At 52.3% G+C, this 18,484-nt stretch carries 16 protein-coding genes; 13 read left to right on the top strand and 3 right to left on the bottom strand.

The window, feature by feature from the left end:
* Positions 1 to 237: 237 nt before the first annotated feature.
* The 8 genes from guaD to dcp all read left to right on the top strand — a co-directional run bounded on the left by guaD (position 238) and on the right by dcp (position 11,050).
* Positions 238 to 1,569 (top strand): guanine deaminase, encoded by a 1,332-nt coding sequence (gene guaD, locus EH228_RS00625; protein ID WP_152319768.1) that lies wholly within the window; start codon positions 238 to 240, stop codon positions 1,567 to 1,569.
* Entirely contained in the window at positions 1,566 to 3,011 is a 1,446-nt protein-coding gene (xdhA, locus tag EH228_RS00630; protein ID WP_152319769.1) for a xanthine dehydrogenase small subunit, read from the top strand. The genes guaD and xdhA overlap by 4 nt, the downstream gene beginning before the upstream one ends.
* Entirely contained in the window at positions 3,001 to 5,367 is a 2,367-nt protein-coding gene (xdhB, locus tag EH228_RS00635; protein ID WP_152319770.1) for a xanthine dehydrogenase molybdopterin binding subunit, read from the top strand. Before xdhA ends, xdhB begins: the two co-directional genes overlap by 11 nt.
* Positions 5,357 to 6,139: a xanthine dehydrogenase accessory protein XdhC gene (gene xdhC / locus EH228_RS00640; RefSeq protein WP_152319771.1), complete on the top strand. Its 783-nt coding sequence runs from the start codon at positions 5,357 to 5,359 to the stop codon at positions 6,137 to 6,139. The genes xdhB and xdhC overlap by 11 nt, the downstream gene beginning before the upstream one ends.
* Positions 6,140 to 6,239: 100 nt before the next feature.
* Positions 6,240 to 6,803 carry an alkyl hydroperoxide reductase subunit C gene (gene ahpC / locus EH228_RS00645; protein ID WP_152319772.1) on the top strand — a complete coding sequence of 188 codons (564 nt, stop codon included), beginning with the start codon at positions 6,240 to 6,242 and terminating at the stop codon, positions 6,801 to 6,803.
* A 68-nt stretch (positions 6,804 to 6,871) separates the two neighbouring features.
* Entirely contained in the window at positions 6,872 to 8,428 is a 1,557-nt protein-coding gene (ahpF, locus tag EH228_RS00650) for an alkyl hydroperoxide reductase subunit F (protein WP_152319773.1), read from the top strand.
* A 209-nt stretch (positions 8,429 to 8,637) separates the two neighbouring features.
* Entirely contained in the window at positions 8,638 to 8,886 is a 249-nt protein-coding gene (locus EH228_RS00655) for a hypothetical protein (protein WP_152319774.1), read from the top strand.
* A 118-nt stretch (positions 8,887 to 9,004) separates the two neighbouring features.
* Positions 9,005 to 11,050, top strand: coding sequence for a peptidyl-dipeptidase Dcp (gene dcp / locus EH228_RS00660; protein ID WP_152319775.1), 2,046 nt, complete (start codon positions 9,005 to 9,007; stop codon positions 11,048 to 11,050).
* Positions 11,051 to 11,113: 63 nt separating this feature from the next.
* On the opposite strand, the gene hpxO is transcribed toward dcp, so the two are convergent.
* Positions 11,114 to 12,271: an FAD-dependent urate hydroxylase HpxO gene (hpxO, locus tag EH228_RS00665; protein WP_152319776.1), complete on the bottom strand. Its 1,158-nt coding sequence runs from the start codon at positions 12,269 to 12,271 to the stop codon at positions 11,114 to 11,116.
* Between the two features lie 276 nt (positions 12,272 to 12,547).
* Here hpxO and EH228_RS00670 point away from each other — a divergent pair, with 276 nt between their 5' ends.
* Both EH228_RS00670 and EH228_RS00675 read left to right on the top strand, forming a co-directional pair.
* The gene (locus tag EH228_RS00670) at positions 12,548 to 13,183 is read left to right on the top strand and encodes a hypothetical protein (protein ID WP_152319777.1); all 636 of its coding nucleotides are present in this window, start codon (positions 12,548 to 12,550) and stop codon (positions 13,181 to 13,183) included.
* A 103-nt stretch (positions 13,184 to 13,286) separates the two neighbouring features.
* Complete coding sequence (locus tag EH228_RS00675; RefSeq protein ID WP_152319778.1) at positions 13,287 to 13,733, top strand: DUF441 domain-containing protein; 447 nt, start codon at positions 13,287 to 13,289, stop codon at positions 13,731 to 13,733.
* A gap of 62 nt (positions 13,734 to 13,795) precedes the next feature.
* On the opposite strand, the gene EH228_RS00680 is transcribed toward EH228_RS00675, so the two are convergent.
* Positions 13,796 to 15,070: a Glu/Leu/Phe/Val family dehydrogenase gene (locus EH228_RS00680; protein WP_152319779.1), complete on the bottom strand. Its 1,275-nt coding sequence runs from the start codon at positions 15,068 to 15,070 to the stop codon at positions 13,796 to 13,798.
* A gap of 150 nt (positions 15,071 to 15,220) precedes the next feature.
* On the opposite strand from EH228_RS00680, the gene EH228_RS00685 reads away from it, so the two are divergent.
* Positions 15,221 to 15,583 carry a hypothetical protein gene (locus EH228_RS00685; protein ID WP_152319780.1) on the top strand — a complete coding sequence of 121 codons (363 nt, stop codon included), beginning with the start codon at positions 15,221 to 15,223 and terminating at the stop codon, positions 15,581 to 15,583.
* Positions 15,580 to 16,776 carry an enoyl-ACP reductase FabV gene (gene fabV / locus EH228_RS00690; protein WP_152319781.1) on the top strand — a complete coding sequence of 399 codons (1,197 nt, stop codon included), beginning with the start codon at positions 15,580 to 15,582 and terminating at the stop codon, positions 16,774 to 16,776. The genes EH228_RS00685 and fabV overlap by 4 nt, the downstream gene beginning before the upstream one ends.
* 231 nt (positions 16,777 to 17,007) lie before the next feature.
* Here fabV and EH228_RS00695 read toward each other — a convergent pair whose 3' ends face one another.
* On the bottom strand, positions 17,008 to 17,304 hold the full coding sequence (locus EH228_RS00695) for a YciI family protein (RefSeq protein ID WP_152319782.1): 297 nt from the start codon (positions 17,302 to 17,304) through the stop codon (positions 17,008 to 17,010).
* 206 nt (positions 17,305 to 17,510) lie between these two features.
* Between EH228_RS00695 and tonB the strand changes: the two genes are divergently transcribed.
* Positions 17,511 to 18,275: a TonB system transport protein TonB gene (tonB, locus tag EH228_RS00700; RefSeq protein ID WP_152319783.1), complete on the top strand. Its 765-nt coding sequence runs from the start codon at positions 17,511 to 17,513 to the stop codon at positions 18,273 to 18,275.
* The last annotated feature ends 209 nt before the right edge of the window (positions 18,276 to 18,484 follow it).

Genomic DNA, 18,484 nt, shown 5'->3' on the forward strand with positions numbered 1-18,484 from the left:
ATTGAATTTAATAATTTAATTGTCACCTTGCCAGCTGGCATAACTATTGCTATTGCTTTAAGTAACCATTATTCCTTACCGACTTCGCCTTGCAGGATAAAAACGTCGAGACGGTTTTTGAACCGTGTTTGTATCAGTCCCACAGGGACGAGAACAATGCACTGGCAAGGTGAAGTATGAGTGAGATAACACCTGCAATAATATTCAGAGAGCCGCAGACTCTCACAAGGAATTCCTATGTCAGTGTCAGTAACTCAGGCTATTCGGGGCAGCTTCTTTGACCTCACCTCGACAGTCACCACTCCTGAGCAGTTACCGCAATGCGCACGTTATATAGAAGACGGGCTACTGCTGCTTGATGGCGGCAATATTGTCTCGCTGCAAACCTGGCAAGAGGGGCGACACCAGTTGGCGGATGAGCGCATGGTGACTGACTATCGCGGTAAATTGATCATACCGGGTTTTGTTGATACCCATATTCACTATCCGCAAACGGAAATGATCGGCGCTTTTGGTGAACAACTACTGGAATGGCTGCAACAGTATACCTTTCCGGTTGAAAGCCAGTATCACTGTCCGCAACATGCGGCAAAGATGTCGTCTTTCTTTCTGCAACAATTATTGAGTAACGGTACCACCACCGCGTTAGTCTTCGGGACGGTTCACCCTCAGTCGGTGGAGGCGCTGTTCAGCGCGGCGGAGACACTCAACATGCGTCTGATCGCCGGTAAGGTGATGATGGATCGCAATGCGCCGGATACGCTGACCGAAACGCCAGAGCAAAGTTATCAGCAAACGCGTGAACTGATTGAGCGTTGGCACAATCGGGGCCGCCTGAGCTATGCCTTGACGCCGCGCTTTGCTCCGACGTCTTCGCCGGAATTGTTGGCCAGAGTCTGTCAACTAAAAAAGGAATATCCGGATATCTGGCTGCATACTCATTTGAGTGAGAATCCGCAGGAAGTGGCGTGGGTTAAAGCGTTGTTCCCCGACCATGAAGGTTATCTTGACGTCTATCACCAGTACCAGCTCACCGGCCGTCGCAGCGTCTTTGCGCATTGCCTCCATCTGGAAGATAAGGAGTGGGACTGTCTGCATCACACCGATTCGGCGGTGGCGTTTTGTCCGACGTCAAACCTGTTTTTAGGGAGCGGTTTATTTAATCTGAAAACCTGCTGGAAGAAGAGGGTGAGATTGGGGATCGGCACGGATGTGGGGGCCGGAACCACCTTCAATATGCTGAAAACGCTGGGTGAGGCTTATAAGGTGGGGCAGTTGCAGCATTATAAGCTGGCGGCCTGTGAGGCGTTCTACCATGCGACGTTGGGGGGAGCCCAGGCGCTGGATCTGCATGATCGCATTGGCAATTTTATGCCAGGCAAAGAAGCCGATTTTGTGGTGCTGGATCCCATGGTTTCCGCCCTGCAAAGGATGCGCTATGCCAGCAGCGGTGATATCTGGGAAAAGCTGTTTGTACTGATGACGCTGGGTGATGACCGCAATATCGCCAGCACCTGGGTCAACGGGCAATGCCGCTGGTCGTTAAATCATGAGGAGCAAGCCGCATGATCCAGTTCTTACTTAACCAAACCCTGATCAGTGTGCAGGCGATCGATCCCAATCTGACGGTCCTTAACTACCTGCGTCAGCATCAACATCGTTGCGGCAGTAAAGAAGGGTGTGCATCGGGCGATTGTGGCGCTTGTACGGTGACGCTGGGCCGCGTTGAACAGGGGAAAATGGTTTACGAAACCGCGAATAGCTGCATGACGTTTGTCAGTAACTTACAGGGTAAGCAACTGATTACGGTCGAAGATTTAAAACAGGGAGGGCAGTTGCATCCCGTGCAGCAGGCCATGGTTGATTGCCATGCTTCTCAGTGCGGTTTTTGTACGCCTGGTTTTGTGATGTCGCTTTTTACGCTGCAAAAAAACAGTCGTGGCTGGCAACATAAAGACGCTGAACAGGCGCTGGCCGGGAATCTCTGTCGTTGTACAGGCTACCGTCCTATTGTGGATGCCGCCCGGCAGGCCTGTGAGCATTCGCAACAGGACATTTTTCAGCAGCAGGAGGCGCTGACAGTAAAACGCCTCATGGACCTGCAAAATGACCAGATTCAGGAAATCTCGTTCAATGGCCATCGTTGTCTGCTACCTAAAACCACCTCTCAGCTTGTGGCATTGCTGGATGAGTATCCTGACGCGAAACTCTTGGCGGGGGGAACCGATTTGGCGCTGCAGGTCACGCAGCAATACCGCACGCTGCCACTGATTGTTGCGCTGCAACAGATTGATGAATTGAAAATCTGCCAGGTGAACGAGACGGAAATCGTGCTGGGGGCGGGCGTATCATTACAGCATTGCTACCGGTTGCTGAGCGAGCATATTCCCCCATTTGCCCACATCCTTGAGCGCTTTGCCTCGTTGCAGATACGCAATCAGGGCACACTGGGTGGGAATATCGCCAATGGTTCACCGATTGGCGACACCCCACCGATGCTGCTGGCGCTGAATGCGACAGTGGCGTTGCAAAAAGGATCGACGGTACGCCGTCTGCCGCTGGCTGATTTTTTCATCTCTTATCGCCAGACTGCGTTGCAGGAGCGCGAGTTTATTCGTGCTATCATTATACCAAAAGTGACATTGTCACAAAATTTTCAGGCATGGAAAGTCTCCAAACGACGGGAAGATGATATCTCTGCGGTATTTGCCGCTTTTCTGCTGGAGACAGACAGTTCGGGGAGAGTGACTGAGGCGCGTGTCGCTTTCGGTGGCATGGCGGAAATTCCCAAACGGGCAACGCAGTGTGAGCGGCAATTACTGGGTAAACCACTGACGACAAGTTCGGTTGAACAAGCCTGCGCTGCGCTTGAGCAGGATTTCAGTCCGCTGAGCGACTTTCGCGCCAGTGCGGATTACCGTTTGCAGGTGGCAAAAAACCTGCTGCGTCGCTATCACGCTTCGCTGACTGATGGACTGAATGTGCTGGAGGTATCACGCTATGTCTCATAACCGTCCGGTGGTAGCGGAAGAGGTGATCGCCAAACAATATCAGGCTGGTATACAGAGCGGCCCGGGGAAAAGTCACAAACATGAAAGTGCGGAGAAGCATGTTTCCGGTGAGGCGGTCTACATTGATGATCGGCTGGAACTGCCAGGAATGTTGCACCTTTGCCCACGGTTGAGTGAGCATGCGCATGCCCGTATTCGCAGTATCAATGTGGCACCTTGCTATGCCATTCCTGGCGTGGTTAAGGTGCTGACCTGGCAGTCGGTACCAGGAGAACTGGATATTGGTCCACTGGAGCCGGGGGACCCGCTGATGGCGAAAGACGTAGTGAATTATGCCGGACAGATGGTGCTGGTGGTTGCCGCCGAAACCCCGCAGGCCGCCCGCCTTGCCGCAGAGGCCGCGGTGATTGAATACGAGGTGTTGACGCCGATTCTCGATGTTAAAGACGCGCTGGAAAAGCAGAGTTTTGTGCAGCAGCCGCATGTTCATCAACGCGGCAATGCCGATGAAGCTCTGACGCGGGCTGCCCACCGGTTGCAAGGGGCGTTCCACATTGGGGGACAGGAGCATTTCTATCTGGAAACTCAGGTGGCATTGGTTATCCCTGGCGAAGATCAGTCGCTGCAGGTATTTTCCTCCACCCAGAATCCGACAGAAGTCCAGAAACTGGTGGCCTCCGTTATGGGGATAACCATGAACAAAGTCACCATTGATATGCGGCGCATGGGCGGCGGTTTTGGCGGAAAAGAGACGCAAGCCGCCGGGATTGCCTGCCTGTGTGCCGTCGCGGCACAGATGACTAACCGTCCGGCAAAGATGCGCCTCTCTCGCCGGGATGATATGCGGATCACTGGCAAGCGCCATCCGTTTTATGTCCGTTATGATGTGGGGGTCGATCAGCAGGGGCGCTTCTGCGGTGTGAAGATCGATCTGGCGGGAAATTGTGGTTACTCGTTGGATCTTTCTGGTTCGATTGTTGACCGGGCGATGTTTCACGCGGATAACGCCTATTACCTCGGCGATGCGACGATTACCGGCTATCGTTGCCGGACCAATATCGCGTCTAACACCGCGTATCGCGGTTTCGGCGGCCCGCAGGGCATGGTGGCGATTGAACAAATCATCGAACATATCGCCAGGCATTTGCAGCTCGATCCTCTGGAGGTACGCAAACGTAATTACTATGGCAAAGAGAGCCGTAATATCACCCATTACTATCAGCAGGTAGAAGATAACCTGCTGGATGAAATGACCGCCGAATTGGAGAAAAGCAGTGAATATGCCGCCCGACGACAAGAGATTCGCACCTTTAACCAGCGCAATTCTTATCTCAAGCGAGGTCTGGCCCTTACACCGGTGAAGTTTGGTATTTCTTTTACGTCCAGTTTTCTTAATCAGGCGGGGGCGCTGCTGCTGATATATACCGATGGTACGGTGCAGTTAAATCATGGCGGTACGGAGATGGGGCAAGGGCTGCATACCAAAGTGGCTCAGGTGGTGGCGGACGTGTTGCAAATCGAGGTGGATCAGATTCAGATTACCGCGACGGATACCGGAAAAGTTCCGAACACCTCACCGACAGCGGCCTCCAGCGGCGCTGATCTTAATGGTAAAGCGGCGCAGAATGCCGCGGAAATTCTGCGGGACAGGCTGACAGCAATGCTTTGTCGATTACACCATTGTACGCCGGCAGAGGTGAGCTTCAGCAATGGCGTCGTCAAAGTGCAGGCGCGGTATTTTACCTTCCCGGAGGTGGCACAAATGGCCTGGCTGAATCAGGTTCCGCTCTCGGCCACCGGATACTATAAAGTACCGGGGATCCATTACGATCGGCAGGCCGGGCGGGGAACCCCATTTTATTACTATGCCTATGGCGCGGCGTGTGCAGAAGTCATTATCGATACCCTGACGGGGGAATATCGTCTGCTGCGGACGGATATTTTGCATGATGTGGGCGCCTCGCTTAATCCAGCCATTGATATCGGCCAGGTTGAAGGGGGCTTTGTTCAAGGGGTTGGCTGGTTAACCAGTGAGGAACTGGTGTGGAATGCGCAGGGGCGTTTAATGACCGATGGTCCCGCCGGTTACAAAATTCCGGCCATTGGTGATGTGCCGACGGATTTAAACGTCAGGCTGGTTGAGAACCGTAAAAACCCGAAAGACACCGTATTCCATTCGAAAGCTGTGGGTGAGCCGCCGTTTATGCTGGGGATTTCAGTATGGTGCGCATTACAGGACGCCATCTCCAGCATCAGTAATTATCAGCAGCACCCGTTACTTGATGCACCCGCTACGCCAGAAAGGGTGTTTTGGGGAGCAGCAAAAATGCGGGCAGAGGTGAGTGATGAACGCTGATGAGTGGATTTCGATTCTGGCCGCATTACGGGAAAAACGTGAGCCCTGCGTATTGCTGACGGTGCTGGATGAAAAAGGCTCGGTACCACGTGACCGGGGCAGCAAAATGGTGGTAACGAGCGATCAGTCTTTCCTGACCATCGGCGGCGGACACCTGGAATTCAACTGTATCGCGACGGCCAGGGAGATGCTGAAAGTGCGCCACAGCCAGCCAAAAACCGAGCATTTCAATCTTGGCGCCAGGCTGGGACAGTGCTGTGGTGGGGTCACCACCGTGCTGTTTGAGCCACTGTTGCAGCAACAGCCGCACATTGTGGTTTTTGGCGCCGGGCATGTCGGTCAGGCGTTGGTCAATTTGTTGTCTACGTTACCCTGTCACATATATTGGGTAGATGAACGATCGGAGCAGTTCCACAGCGTGCCGACAGGCGTGACAGTCTGCTGTCTGGAAGACCCTGCGGAGCAAATCGGCTTGATGCCGCCGCAAAGCTATTATGTGGTGATGACTCACCATCATCCGCGAGATCTGGAATTGTGCGAGAAAATTTTGCGCCGCGGAGACTACCACTATTTTGGTCTGATCGGCTCCCGGACCAAACGGCAGCGCTTTGAGTACCGCCTTGAAGGGAAAGGGTTCAGCCGCCAGCGACTGGATACCATGCGTTGCCCGATCGGGTTGCCGGATGTGAAGGGAAAATTACCGGCGGAAATCGCGGTGGCGGTTGCCGGTGAGATCATTGCCCATTATAGCCAAAATAATGCAGCGTGTTGACGGTTGTAAGGTTTCACTGATTGATTTGATATGTTTAAGAAATTGGTTCGGGGGCCTGTTTTTGATTAGTTTATCTTCCAAAACCAACGGAGGAAAAACCATGTCCCTGATTAACACTAAGATTAAGCCATTCAAAAACCAGGCTTTTAAAGATGGTCAATTCATCGAAGTAACCGAAAAAGATACTGAAGGCCGCTGGAGTGTTTTCTTCTTCTATCCGGCTGACTTTACCTTCGTGTGCCCAACCGAATTAGGTGATGTGGCCGATCACTACGAGGAATTTCAGAAGCTGGGCGTCGATATCTACTCTGTTTCTACCGATACCCATTTCACCCACAAAGCGTGGCATAGCAGCTCTGAAACTATCGCCAAAATAAAATACGCGATGATCGGCGATCCAACCGGTACGCTGACCCGCAACTTCGACAACCTGCGTGAAGACGAAGGTCTGGCTGATCGCGGTACTTTCATCGTTGACCCTCAGGGGATTATCCAGGCGATTGAAGTGACGGCAGAAGGCATCGGCCGTGACGCCTCCGACCTGCTGCGTAAAGTGAAAGCCGCGCAGTATGTGGCATCGCATCCTGGCGAAGTTTGCCCGGCAAAATGGAAAGAAGGCGACGCTACCCTGGCCCCCTCTCTGGACCTGGTCGGTAAAATCTAAGCTTGTATCACATTTTCAGTACAACATTCACGGATGCGCTGCATCCGTTTTTTTTCCGGGAGTAGCTTATGCTCGACAATAATATGAAAACCCAGTTACAGGCTTATCTGGAAAAACTCACTAAGCCGGTTGAACTGATTGCGACACTGGACGATAGCAAAGCGTCGGCTGAGATCCGTGAATTGTTGTTGCAGATAGCGGATCTGTCACCAAAAGTCAGCTACAGCGAACAAAATGATCGTCAGGTGCGCAAACCTTCTTTCCTGATAACCAATCCCGGCTCAGAGCAGGGACCGCGTTTTGCTGGTTCGCCGCTGGGTCATGAATTTACCTCACTGGTGCTGGCTTTGTTGCAGAGCGGTGGGCACCCCGCAAAAGAGGCGCAGGAACTGCTGGCGCAGGTAAGCGCTCTGCAAGGGGCGTTCCATTTTGAAACCTATTATTCGCTTTCCTGCCATAACTGCCCGGATGTCGTTCAGGCACTCAATCTGATGGCTATCCTTAATCCTGGCGTGAAGCACACCGCAATTGACGGGGCGCTATTCCAGAACGAGATCAACGAACGCAATATCATGGGGGTTCCGGCGGTGTTCCTCAATGGTAAGGCGTTTGCTCAGGGACGTCTGACGTTGGCGGAAATCGTCAGCAAGATAGATGTGAATGCTGATAAGCGCGCGGCTGAGGAACTGAGTGCGCGTGATGCTTATGATGTGCTGGTTATCGGCAGTGGTCCGGCAGGCGCGTCTGCCGCTATTTACTCGGCACGTAAAGGGATCCGTACGGGTTTGATGGGTGAACGATTTGGTGGCCAGATACTGGATACTGTCGATATCGAAAACTACATCTCCGTTCCCAGGACTGAAGGGGCGAAACTGGCCGGCGCGTTGAAAGCACACGTTGATGATTACGCTATTGATGTTATTGATACGCAGAGTGCGGCCAAACTGACTCCGGCTATAACTGAAGGCGGCTTGCACCAGATTGAAACCGCGTCCGGCGCGGTGCTAAAGGCCCGCAGTTTGATCATCGCCACCGGTGCTCGCTGGCGCAACATGAATGTGCCGGGTGAAGAAGAATACCGTACTCGTGGCGTGACCTATTGTCCTCACTGTGATGGACCGTTGTTTAAAGGTAAGCGTGTCGCAGTCATTGGCGGCGGTAATTCTGGGGTAGAAGCGGCCATTGATTTAGCCGGTATCGTGGAACACGTCACGTTGCTGGAATTCGCTGCGGAAATGAAAGCCGATCAGGTATTGCAGAATAAAGTGCGCCAGTTGAGCAATGTCGACATCATCCTTAACGCGCAAACCACCGAAGTGAAGGGCGATGGCAGCAGAGTAACGGGCGTTGATTATCTGGATCGCGTTAGCGGTGCCACCCAGCATATTGCGGTTGCCGGCATCTTTGTGCAGATTGGCCTGTTACCTAATACCAACTGGCTGGAAGGGGCGATTGAGCGTAACCGTATGGGCGAGATTATCATTGACGCCAAATGTGAAACGAGTGTGAAAGGTATCTTCGCGGCGGGTGACTGCACTACGGTTCCTTATAAGCAAATTATCATTGCCAGCGGTGAAGGCGCAAAAGCATCCCTGAGTGCGTTTGATTATCTGATCCGCTCATAATTATCATCAGTGTTGCCGTTTACGCCTGATTTGAGGGGTAAACGGCGGCAAAAGTTTATTTAGTTGTTTTTTTTACTCAATTTCCCCTGGACATATCTTGATCTAACTCGCTCTGCGAACGGGTGGCATCCGCTCAAGTCGATAAATATTTTCGATTGAAAAGATAAATGAAAAGTTTATAGTAAAAAAGCTATCGGGAGATTGAATATATGTTGCGTGATCATATAAATATTGATGTTGAAGATCGTCTTCAGCAGTTACAACGTGTTTCTTTGCACAATCGAGGCCAGGAAGATATTACCGAATGGGAAATTATTGGAAAAACAGGAGAGCGGAAAGGATCCGTCACGCTATTTGATAAATTGAGCAACCGGCGTTCATATCGCGTGAGCTACCGGGTTATCCAAAAAGATGCTGAAGGAAAAGTAGTTATTGATCTACTGCTTGATAAGCTCTAATCCCTTATTTACTGTGTCTCTCTCCTGGTTGACGGAATCCGACATGTCGCCAGGCAGGGGCTGGCTTGCGTCGCTCGCCTTCCTGTGCTGAAGTGTGGCTCAGATAAGGAGATATAACATGCCTACCCATCCATTCAGCCAGCCATCTGTTTTGCCTTTTCAGGCGCCGCCGTTCGATAAAATTAGCACAAATGATTACCGCTCCGCACTGGAAGAAGGAATGCGGCAAAAGCGTGAAGAAGTGCACCGCATAGCTGATAACCCGGACGCGCCAACGTTTGAAAATACTTATCAGGCTCTGGAGCTGTGTGGTCAGATGCTGAGGCGTGTCGAAAACGTTTTTAGCGCGATGACGGCGGCCAATTCCAGTGAGGCGTTGCAAGCGCTGGATGAAGAAATGGCCCCGAAACTGACCGGGCTGGAAGACGATATCATGCTGAATGCCAGACTGTTCGCCCGCCTGAACACAGTCTGGCGGCAACGCGATAGTTTGCCACTGGATGCCGAGTCTCAGCGGTTGATGGCGATCACCTGGCAGCGTTTTCAGTTGGCCGGGGCCAGCCTGAATGAGCAGCAGAAGGCCCAGTTGAAAATCCTCAACCAACAGGCAGCAAGCCTGAGCACCCAATTCACCCATCGACTGCTGGCCGCCACTAAATCGGGCGGACTGTCCGTGGACGATCCGGCCGTATTGGCCGGACTGAGCACTGCGGAACTTGATGCGGCCGCGCAGGCAGCCAGCGAGAAAGGGCTACAGGGGAAATGGCTGCTTGTGTTGCAAAACACGACCCAGCAACCCGCATTGCAGGATCTCTGTGAGCGTAAAACGCGTGAAACGTTATTCAGCCAGGCCTGGCGGCGGGCGGAAAAAAACGATGATAATGATACCCGTAGTCTGATTGCTCAGCTGGCCAGCGTACGTGCTCGTCAGGCGCAACTGCTGGGATTTGACAGCTTTGCGCACTGGAATTTGCAGGATCAAATGGCGAAGACGCCACAGGCTGCTCTGTCCTTTATGCGGGAAATCGTTCCGGCGGCGACTGCGCGAGCCAGGCGCGAAGCGGCTGATATTCAGCAAATTATCGATGATCAGCAGGGCGGATTCAGGCTTGCGCCATGGGACTGGCTGTTTTATGCCGAACAGGTGCGTAAAGCGAAGTACGCGCTGGATGATAGCCAGATCACGCCTTATTTTGAGCTTAACAGCGCGCTGGAAAACGGGGTGTTTTATGCCGCCACGCAGTTGTTCGGTATCACTTTTAAATCGCGTTCCGATATCCCGGTCTATCATCCGGAGGTGCGGGTGTATGAGATAATCGACCACGATGGCACGCCAATGGCGCTGTTCTATGCCGATTTTTTCAGCCGTGATAACAAAGGCGGCGGAGCCTGGATGGGCAATTTTGTTGGGCAATCGACCTTGTTAGGCACCCGGCCGGTTATCTACAACGTCTGTAACTTTAGTAAGCCGCCAGCCGGCCAACCCGCGTTGCTCTCCTGGGATGATGTTATCACGCTGTTCCATGAATTTGGCCACACGCTGCACGGTCTGTTTGCTGAACAGCGTTACCCCAGCCTGTCTGGCACTGAAACGCCGCGCGATTTTGTTGAATTTCCTTCTCAGTGCAATGAGCATTGGGCCAGCGATCCGCAGGTCTTTCGAAACTTTGCCCGCCACTATCAAACTGGCGAACCCCTGCCTGCGGCGCTGCACGAGAAAATCATCAAAGCCAGTAAATTTAACAAAGGTTATGATATGACCGAGCTGCTTGCCGCCGCGCTACTGGATATGCACTGGCACAGTCTGGCGGCAGGTGAGGCGATGCCGGATGTCGACAGCATCGAGAAAAACGCCTTACAGGCAGAAGGCGTTGACCTGGCTGAAGTGCCGCCGCGTTATCGCTCCAGTTATTTTCAACACATCTGGGGAGGCGGCTATGCCTCGGGTTATTACGCCTATCTGTGGACGCAAATGCTGGCCGATGACGGCTTCGAATGGTTCCGCGAACGGGGAGGATTGAACCGTGAGAATGGTCAAATTTATCGCGACAGGATCCTGTCACGCGGCAACAGTGAAGATCTGAAAAAATGCTATGCTGACTGGCGCGGTCACGACCCGGAAATTGAGCCGATGCTGATTAACCGGGGGCTGAAAGAGGCGTGAGTCATTGAGCAACGCGACGGAACCCGCGGCAAGGTATCACGGGGGATGACTCCCCCGTTTTTATCAGGACAGCGGTCCACCCTGAATGGTGTGGCACATACCATTGATGATGTGTTCACCGGTTTCACTTTTCAGCTCTTCATACCATTGTTCCGTCACCGCCTTCTCTTTGCCGTGCGTCACGTCGCAGCGCTTACGGGCCTTCAGCACCAGATCTTTAACTCGATCGGCGCGTTTATGCTGGTAACGCAGCAGGGCGTCTTCAATCCCCAGCGAATTGATCTGTAGCTCGTTCGCCAGCACGACGGCATCTTCCATTGCGGCGCAACCGCCCTGACCGATATCCGGTGTGGTACTGTGGGCGGCATCGCCCAGTAACGCAACGCGGCCTTTTACCAACTGCGCAAACGGCTCGATGTCGTGGATTTCCACTCGGTTAGTGGTGTCTGGATTGAGCTGATCAATCAGTCTTTGTACCGGCTCTGCCCAACCGCTGAAGTAGCGTTTCAGATCATTACGCAACGTACTGCGATCTTCCGCCAGTCCGAGTGGCAGCGGCACATCAAAGAAGAAATAGAAGCGATTACCCGCCACTGGCATCACTGAGACACGCTTGCCCTCGCCAACAAAGGTGGTCCATTGTTGCGCCGGGGCGATGCTTTCGTCGATCGTCACCAGACCATTCCAGTTCACATAGCCTGCATAACGGCGTTCAGCCGTATAACCCAGCACATAGCGGCGTACGATGGAATGGGTGCCGTCACAGGCGATCAGCAAATCGCCATGAGCTTTACTGCCGTCCTCGAAGCTGGCGGTGACGCCGTTTTCATTCTGTTCGACCGCCACCAGGCGTTTACCAAATTGCACTTTTTCACGGCCATAATTATCTATTAGCATCGCCTGCAACTCAGCGCGGGCGACCGGATAAGGACGCTCGCCAGTGGTTGCCACCAGCGGATCAAGACTAAATTGCGTGAGGGCCTTCCCATGCTGAAAATCGTTGTAGGCCATCGAGCGCATTGTACCGCCGAGTGCGCGAATTTGTTCTTTCAGACCAAGAAAGTTGAGGCATTTGACGCCGTTGGGCCAGAGAGAAAGCGCCGCGCCAACCGGTTTGATCTCTTTTATTGCTTCGAAAACCTCTGTGTCGATACCAAAACGCTGTAAGGCGATTGCGGTACACATGCCACCCATACCTGATCCGATGATTAGTGCTTTCATTTGTTTCTCCTGTTGGATTTATGAACTATTTCTCCTGTCGAGCGCATTAACAATGAAGCAATTTCCATACCAGTTTCTTATGAATCAAAAGTGCCATGCTGGTGGGAATTTTGGGATGATGAAACGAGTGTTTCAAAAAAATGCTGCATCAAGATGGGGCGGTGCACTATTTTGGTTATTGATCAGTGAAACATTTGCAATTTTTGTCGGCGGATAAGTTGGCAAAATCCAGGGAATTTGTCACAGTGTCAGTATACCCCTGCCGGAGAGACCAGGATGGAGACGATAGCGTGCTTGCATACGACAAAAAGCAGTATTGCGGTGTTTGAAGAGGCGTTGCGTGCACTGGATTATGACGGTATCCAGTTGCTACATCGTGTGGAAAGCGAATTGCTGGCCGGTGCAATAGAGGGCCAGAAGGTGATGCCTGCCGTTGCCGCAAGCATCCAACAGATCCTTGTGGAGATGTGCCAGCATGCGGATGCCGTGATTGTTAGCAGCACGACGCTCGGCGAAGTGGCATGGGATGCGACGCAGTTCAGCAAGCCGGTGCTGCGGGTTGATGTGTCTCTGGCTAAATTGGCTTCCCGTTATCATGGCCCGATCCTGGTGCTTTGCACCTCGGATGCCAGTATGGCAATGACCACTCGCCTTTTCAGTGCCTTTATTCCCGCGGAGCGACTCTGTGTTGAGCTGGTTCCGCGTGCCTGGGCCTGGTTCAATAATAACGATATCGCCGGGTATCACCGTGAAATTGCCCGTTACATTCAACAGCGTCCTGAATCTCCTCTGGGCTGTATTGTGCTGGCACAGCTCTCTATGGCGGGGGCGGAAAAATATATTAACAGTACTCTGGCGGTGCTGACGGGGCCCTCGGTCAGCCTGCAGATGGCAATTGAGGCTATTTACTGAGCGGCAATGGCAATATTAATAGTGTTAAAAATACTAGAGTAGAGTAAGAAACCGTTTTAAGGTGTAGGACCAATAAGTTACCCCTACACCTGTGGGAAAAATCATGTTCGACCTGACACTGTTTATTCTGCTGTTTCTGGCCGCGCTGAGTTACTTCAGTCATAATTTGACCGTCGCTATTGCGTTGCTGGTGTTGATCGTGGTGCGAATGACGCCGCTCAACAGCCTCTTTCCCTGGATTGAAAAGCAGGGAGTGACGCTGGGGATCATCATCCTGACCATTGGCGTCATGGCCCCGATCGCCAGCGGCGCGATCCCAACCAGCACGTTGATGCATTCTTTTATGAACTGGAAGTCACTGCTCGCTATTGCGGTGGGGATCTTTGTTTCCTGGGTGGGTGGCCGTGGCGTGAATCTGATGAGTTCGCAACCTACGGTGGTTGGCGGTTTGTTGATCGGCACGATTATCGGCGTCTCACTGTTTCGTGGCGTACCGGTCGGGCCGTTGATTGCGGCGGGGCTGGTCTCCCTGTTTATCGGCAAAATGTAGCCGTCTTGCCGTGGTGATGGAGAGCGGACGACATATTTCCGTCCGCTCTTTACTAAAAAGCGTTAACCTGGATAAATTCCGCGATCTTTCCGTGCCAGCAGAATACGCTCGCAGGCCACGATATAAGCGGCGGTACGCAGGCTGCACTCTTTTTCTCTGGCCTTGTCCCAAATGTGGACCATCGCGTCAGTCATGAGCTTGTCCATTCGCTGGTTGATTTCATTCTCGCTCCAGAAAAAACTGGCCATGTCCTGCACCCATTCGAAGTAACTGACCGTCACACCGCCAGCATTGCAGATAACATCTGGTACGACGGTGATGCCGCGTGCGCTGAGTACATCGTCAGCTTCCGGATAGGTTGGGCCGTTTGCACCTTCCAGCACCAACTTGCAGCTCAGCTTCTCTGCGCGTTCGCGGGTAATCTGGCCTTCCAGCGCCGCCGGGATCAATATATCCATTTGTACGTGCCAGAATGCGTCGCTGGCAATCTCTTCGGCGCCGTTGAATCCGGCTATTTTCTTGTGCCGGGCTTGCCATGCGGACAGGGCCGGCAGATCAATGCCACTGGCGTTAAACAGCGTGGCAGAATGGTCCTGGACAGCCACCACACGCGCGCCGGTAGCGACAAACAGTCGTGCGGCCTCGCTACCCACATTACCGTATCCTTGCAGCGCGACTCTGCTGTCCGCAATCTCAATGCCCAAACGGCGTGCTACTTCGCAGCCAGTGACAAAGACTCCGCGTCCGGTGGCTTTCTCCCGGCCCAGCGACCCGCCGAGATGGACCGGTTTGCCCGTTACCACGCCGGTGACGGTGGTGCCGTGGTTCATGGAATAGGTGTCCATCATCCACGCCATCACTTTGCTATTGGTACCAACATCGGGGGCCGGAATATCCTTCTGCGGTCCGATGATTACGCCAATTTCACTGGTGTAGCGACGGGTCAGCCGTTCAAGCTCACTTTCTGAAAGCGTAAAGGGATCAACGCGAATACCGCCTTTGGCACCGCCATAAGGCAGATTCACTGCCGCGCATTTAATGGTCATCCAGGCGGAAAGCGCCATGACTTCGTTCAGGTCAACATTCGGATGATAGCGAATACCGCCTTTACCTGGCCCACGAGAAAGATTGTGTTGAACACGGAAACCTTCAAAGTGACGGATGGAACCGTCGTCCATTTGTAATGGAATATCAACAATCAGCGCGCGTTTGGGATGCCGGAGAGTCTCTATCCAGCGGGCAAGATCACCCAGATAGGGAGCGACACGGTCGATTTGTTGCAAATAAGTTGACCATGCGGTTGTGCTGCTGTCGGAAACGTAGGATAGCTTGTTCATAACAAACCTTTATTTAGTTAGTTATATATGCTGGAAATAAGACGTATTGTGAGTTCATATGACTAATGCACGGCTGAATCTATCATTAAAATTATGTGTTTAATATATTAAATCAATGTTAAGTTCTGCAAAAAGGGGACAGGAAGAGTAATGAATTGCGCCAATGAGTCCCTGCGCGCCAGAGATAATCTCGCTTTTCATATTTTTTATGCAGATAAAGTGCATATCAATGGTGTTGGTATTATTTTGCAAAACTTTGAATGCGATCAAATTCAGCCACAGTTGCGGCGTCGGCGCTCATGGTCGGGCGACAATCAATCGCCAGGAGCGGCTTTTACCATGATGCTCGCTGGCAGCAACGGCTACAGTGGGAAAATGGATGAAGAATGTGCAAAAAGACGGTTTGAATGGTGGAAGCGGGGGAGAAACAACGCTCATCTTTGCCTGAATCGTCGCAAGCAGGTATTCTGTTGCCCGTATTTACTGAGACAGTTTCAATTGAGGTCGACATGATTATTAAACCACGTATCCGTGGCTTCATCTGTGTTACTGCCCATCCGGCGGGTTGCAAAGCTAACGTTGAAAAACAGATCGAGTACGTCACTCAGCATGGACAGATCCCCCATGGTCCGAAAAAAGTGCTGGTGATTGGCGCTTCTACCGGTTACGGCATGGCAGCCCGTATTTCCGCGGCCTTTGGTTGCGGTGCCGCTACGTTGGGTGTGTTCTTTGAGCGTCCAGGCGAAGAAAACAAACCCGCTACCGCTGGCTGGTATAACTCTGCGGCGTTTACCGAGTTTGCTGAAGCGAAAGGACTGTATGCAAAAAGCATCAACGGCGACGCTTACTCTGATGAAGTGAAGCAGCGAACGATTGAACTGATTAAACAGGATTTAGGGCAGGTTGATCTGGTGGTGTACAGCCTGGCCGCGCCGCGCCGTACTCATCCGAAAACCGGTGAAGTGTTTAACTCTACCCTGAAACCCGTGGGTAAGACCCTGACTACCCGTGGTCTGAACACGGATAAAGAGACGATCACTGACATCACGCTGGAGCCTGCCAGCCAGGAAGAGATCGAAGGTACGGTGGCGGTGATGGGCGGTGAAGACTGGCAAATGTGGATTGACGCGCTGAAAGAGGCCGGGGTGTTGGCTGACGGAGCGAAGACCACCGCCTTTACCTATTTGGGCGAGCAGATCACTCACGATATCTACTGGAACGGTTCAATCGGTGAAGCGAAAAAGGATCTGGACAAGCGCGTACTGACCCTTCGCGAGACGCTGGCCGAAAAAGGCGGCGATGCGCGCGTTGCAGTACTGAAAGCAGTGGTGACCCAGGCCAGTTCAGCGATCCCGGTGATGCCGCTGTATCTGTCACTGTTGTTCAAAGTGATGAAAGAGAAAGGCACACACGAAGGTTGTATTGAACAGGTTTATGGCTTGTTCAAAGACAGTCTGTATGGCGCCTCGCCGATTCTGGATGATGCCGGTCGTCTGCGTGCGGACTATAAAGAGCTGAAGTCAGACGTACAGGATGAGGTGGTCAGACTGTGGCCGACGGTGACCAATGAAAATCTGCATGAACTCACTGATTTCAGTGGTTATAAAACGGAATTCATGCAGCTGTTTGGTTTCGGCCTGCCAGGCGTGGATTATGATGCTGACGTCAATCCAGACGTGAAAATCAAAAACCTGGTACAAATGTAATTCTGTCGGATGTAACGACAAATACATGCCGGTCATACGATCGGCATTATTTTTATCTCTATTGGGTTCCCATCGCTCATTACAGAATTGACCCTTTTTTTGCTCATTATGTGGTGTTTAAGTTCAGCGATGGCTTCCTGGATGACCAGGAATCAAGTGTGCTTAATTATGTGCAGGTGTTTTTTTTGCACACTTCTCCAATGCGCTGATTTTAAACAGTTTAGCCTGGTATCAGAATGTTCGTTTGAACGGCTTAACGGTGACCTGCTTATAAACGCCCGCCGCGATATACGGGTCATCCTGCGCCCAGGATTGCGCCGCCTCCAGCGATGGGAACTCGGCAATGATTGTCGAACCGCTGAAGCCAGCCGCGCCAGGGTCATTACTGTCTACGGTGGGCATCGGGCCCGCAACGATCAGACGGCCTTCATCTCGCAGTAATTGCAGACGTGCGAGATGAGCAGGGCGTACGGCAGTACGCTTTTCCAGTGAGTCGGCATTATCTTCTGCATAAATTACGTAGAGCACGTTTATAACTCCTGTCGGGTCAGTAAGATTTGTCCATCACGTTAAGTCATCATTAAGGATTCTGCAAACGAAAGATAGCCAGGTTTTGCTTCCGATAGTTTTGGGAAATTTTTTGACGGAAACAGACTGACTCATGCAGGGTAGTTATTGAAACTGATTGCTATTTGCATTTAAAATCACGCTTCAATACTTACAGCAGAAAGATTATGACGACGCTGACCGAAAATTCTTTACCCCGCCATGTTTCGCTGCCGGTGCTGTTCTCTATTGGGCTGCATGCGGTGGTGATAGGGGGAATACTTTATGCTTCTTTTCACCAGGTTGCTGAAGTGCCTAAAGCGTCTCAGCCCATGAGTGTTTCGCTGGTGGCGCCAGAGGTGCAACCAGAGCCACAGGCTGCACCTCAGCCCGCGGCCGAGCCGGTCCCTGAACCTAAATCAGAGCCGGAACCACAACCAGAACCAGAACCAGAACCAGAGCCACCCAAAGCGGAGCCAGTCGTTATCCCTAAACCGCTACCAAAACCCCGGCCGAAACCGAAGCCGCTGAAAAAGGAAGCGGTAAAACCGAAAAAAGAGTTGAAGCCGCATACGGAACCGCGTCAGACCACGCTGTTTAAAGACGATAAGACTGCCACCGCAGATAAACCGTCTACCGCGCCGCAAACGTCATCAACACCCGCACCGGCCTCTGCGGCTTCAACCGGACCGAAGGCGCTGCATGTGACTAAACCCACCTATCCGGCCCGGGCTTCTGCATTGCGGATAGAAGGGCGGGTGCGGGTGCAGTTCGACGTGGACAGTTCTGGTCAGGTCGATAATATCCGTATTCTCTCAGCCGAGCCGCGTAATATGTTTGAGCGTGCAGTGAGAACGGCGATGAAGACATGGCGTTATCAGTCTGGTAAGCCAGGGAAAGATTTAACGATGAGCATCGTCTTCAAAATCAACGGTGGTTCCAGCATTGAATAACGCGATAGCGGCTTCCTCTCGCAAAACGTCAGACAAGGGGGGAGGCGGTGCAAGAAAGAGGATGTAGAAAAGTATCGGGAGAATGCAGTCCGGGCATCAAAGAACAAACATTGTCTTGCATGGCGCGCAGTTCCTGACTGGTGCCCGGTCTATCATGCTCAGCGTCTGTTGACTTCAGAGAAGTATCCTTTATAGCGATAAAATGCGCT

Origin of the sequence: Erwinia endophytica (assembly GCF_009295515.1) — a bacterium.
GTDB classification, from domain to species: Bacteria; Pseudomonadota; Gammaproteobacteria; order Enterobacterales; family Enterobacteriaceae; genus Erwinia; species Erwinia endophytica.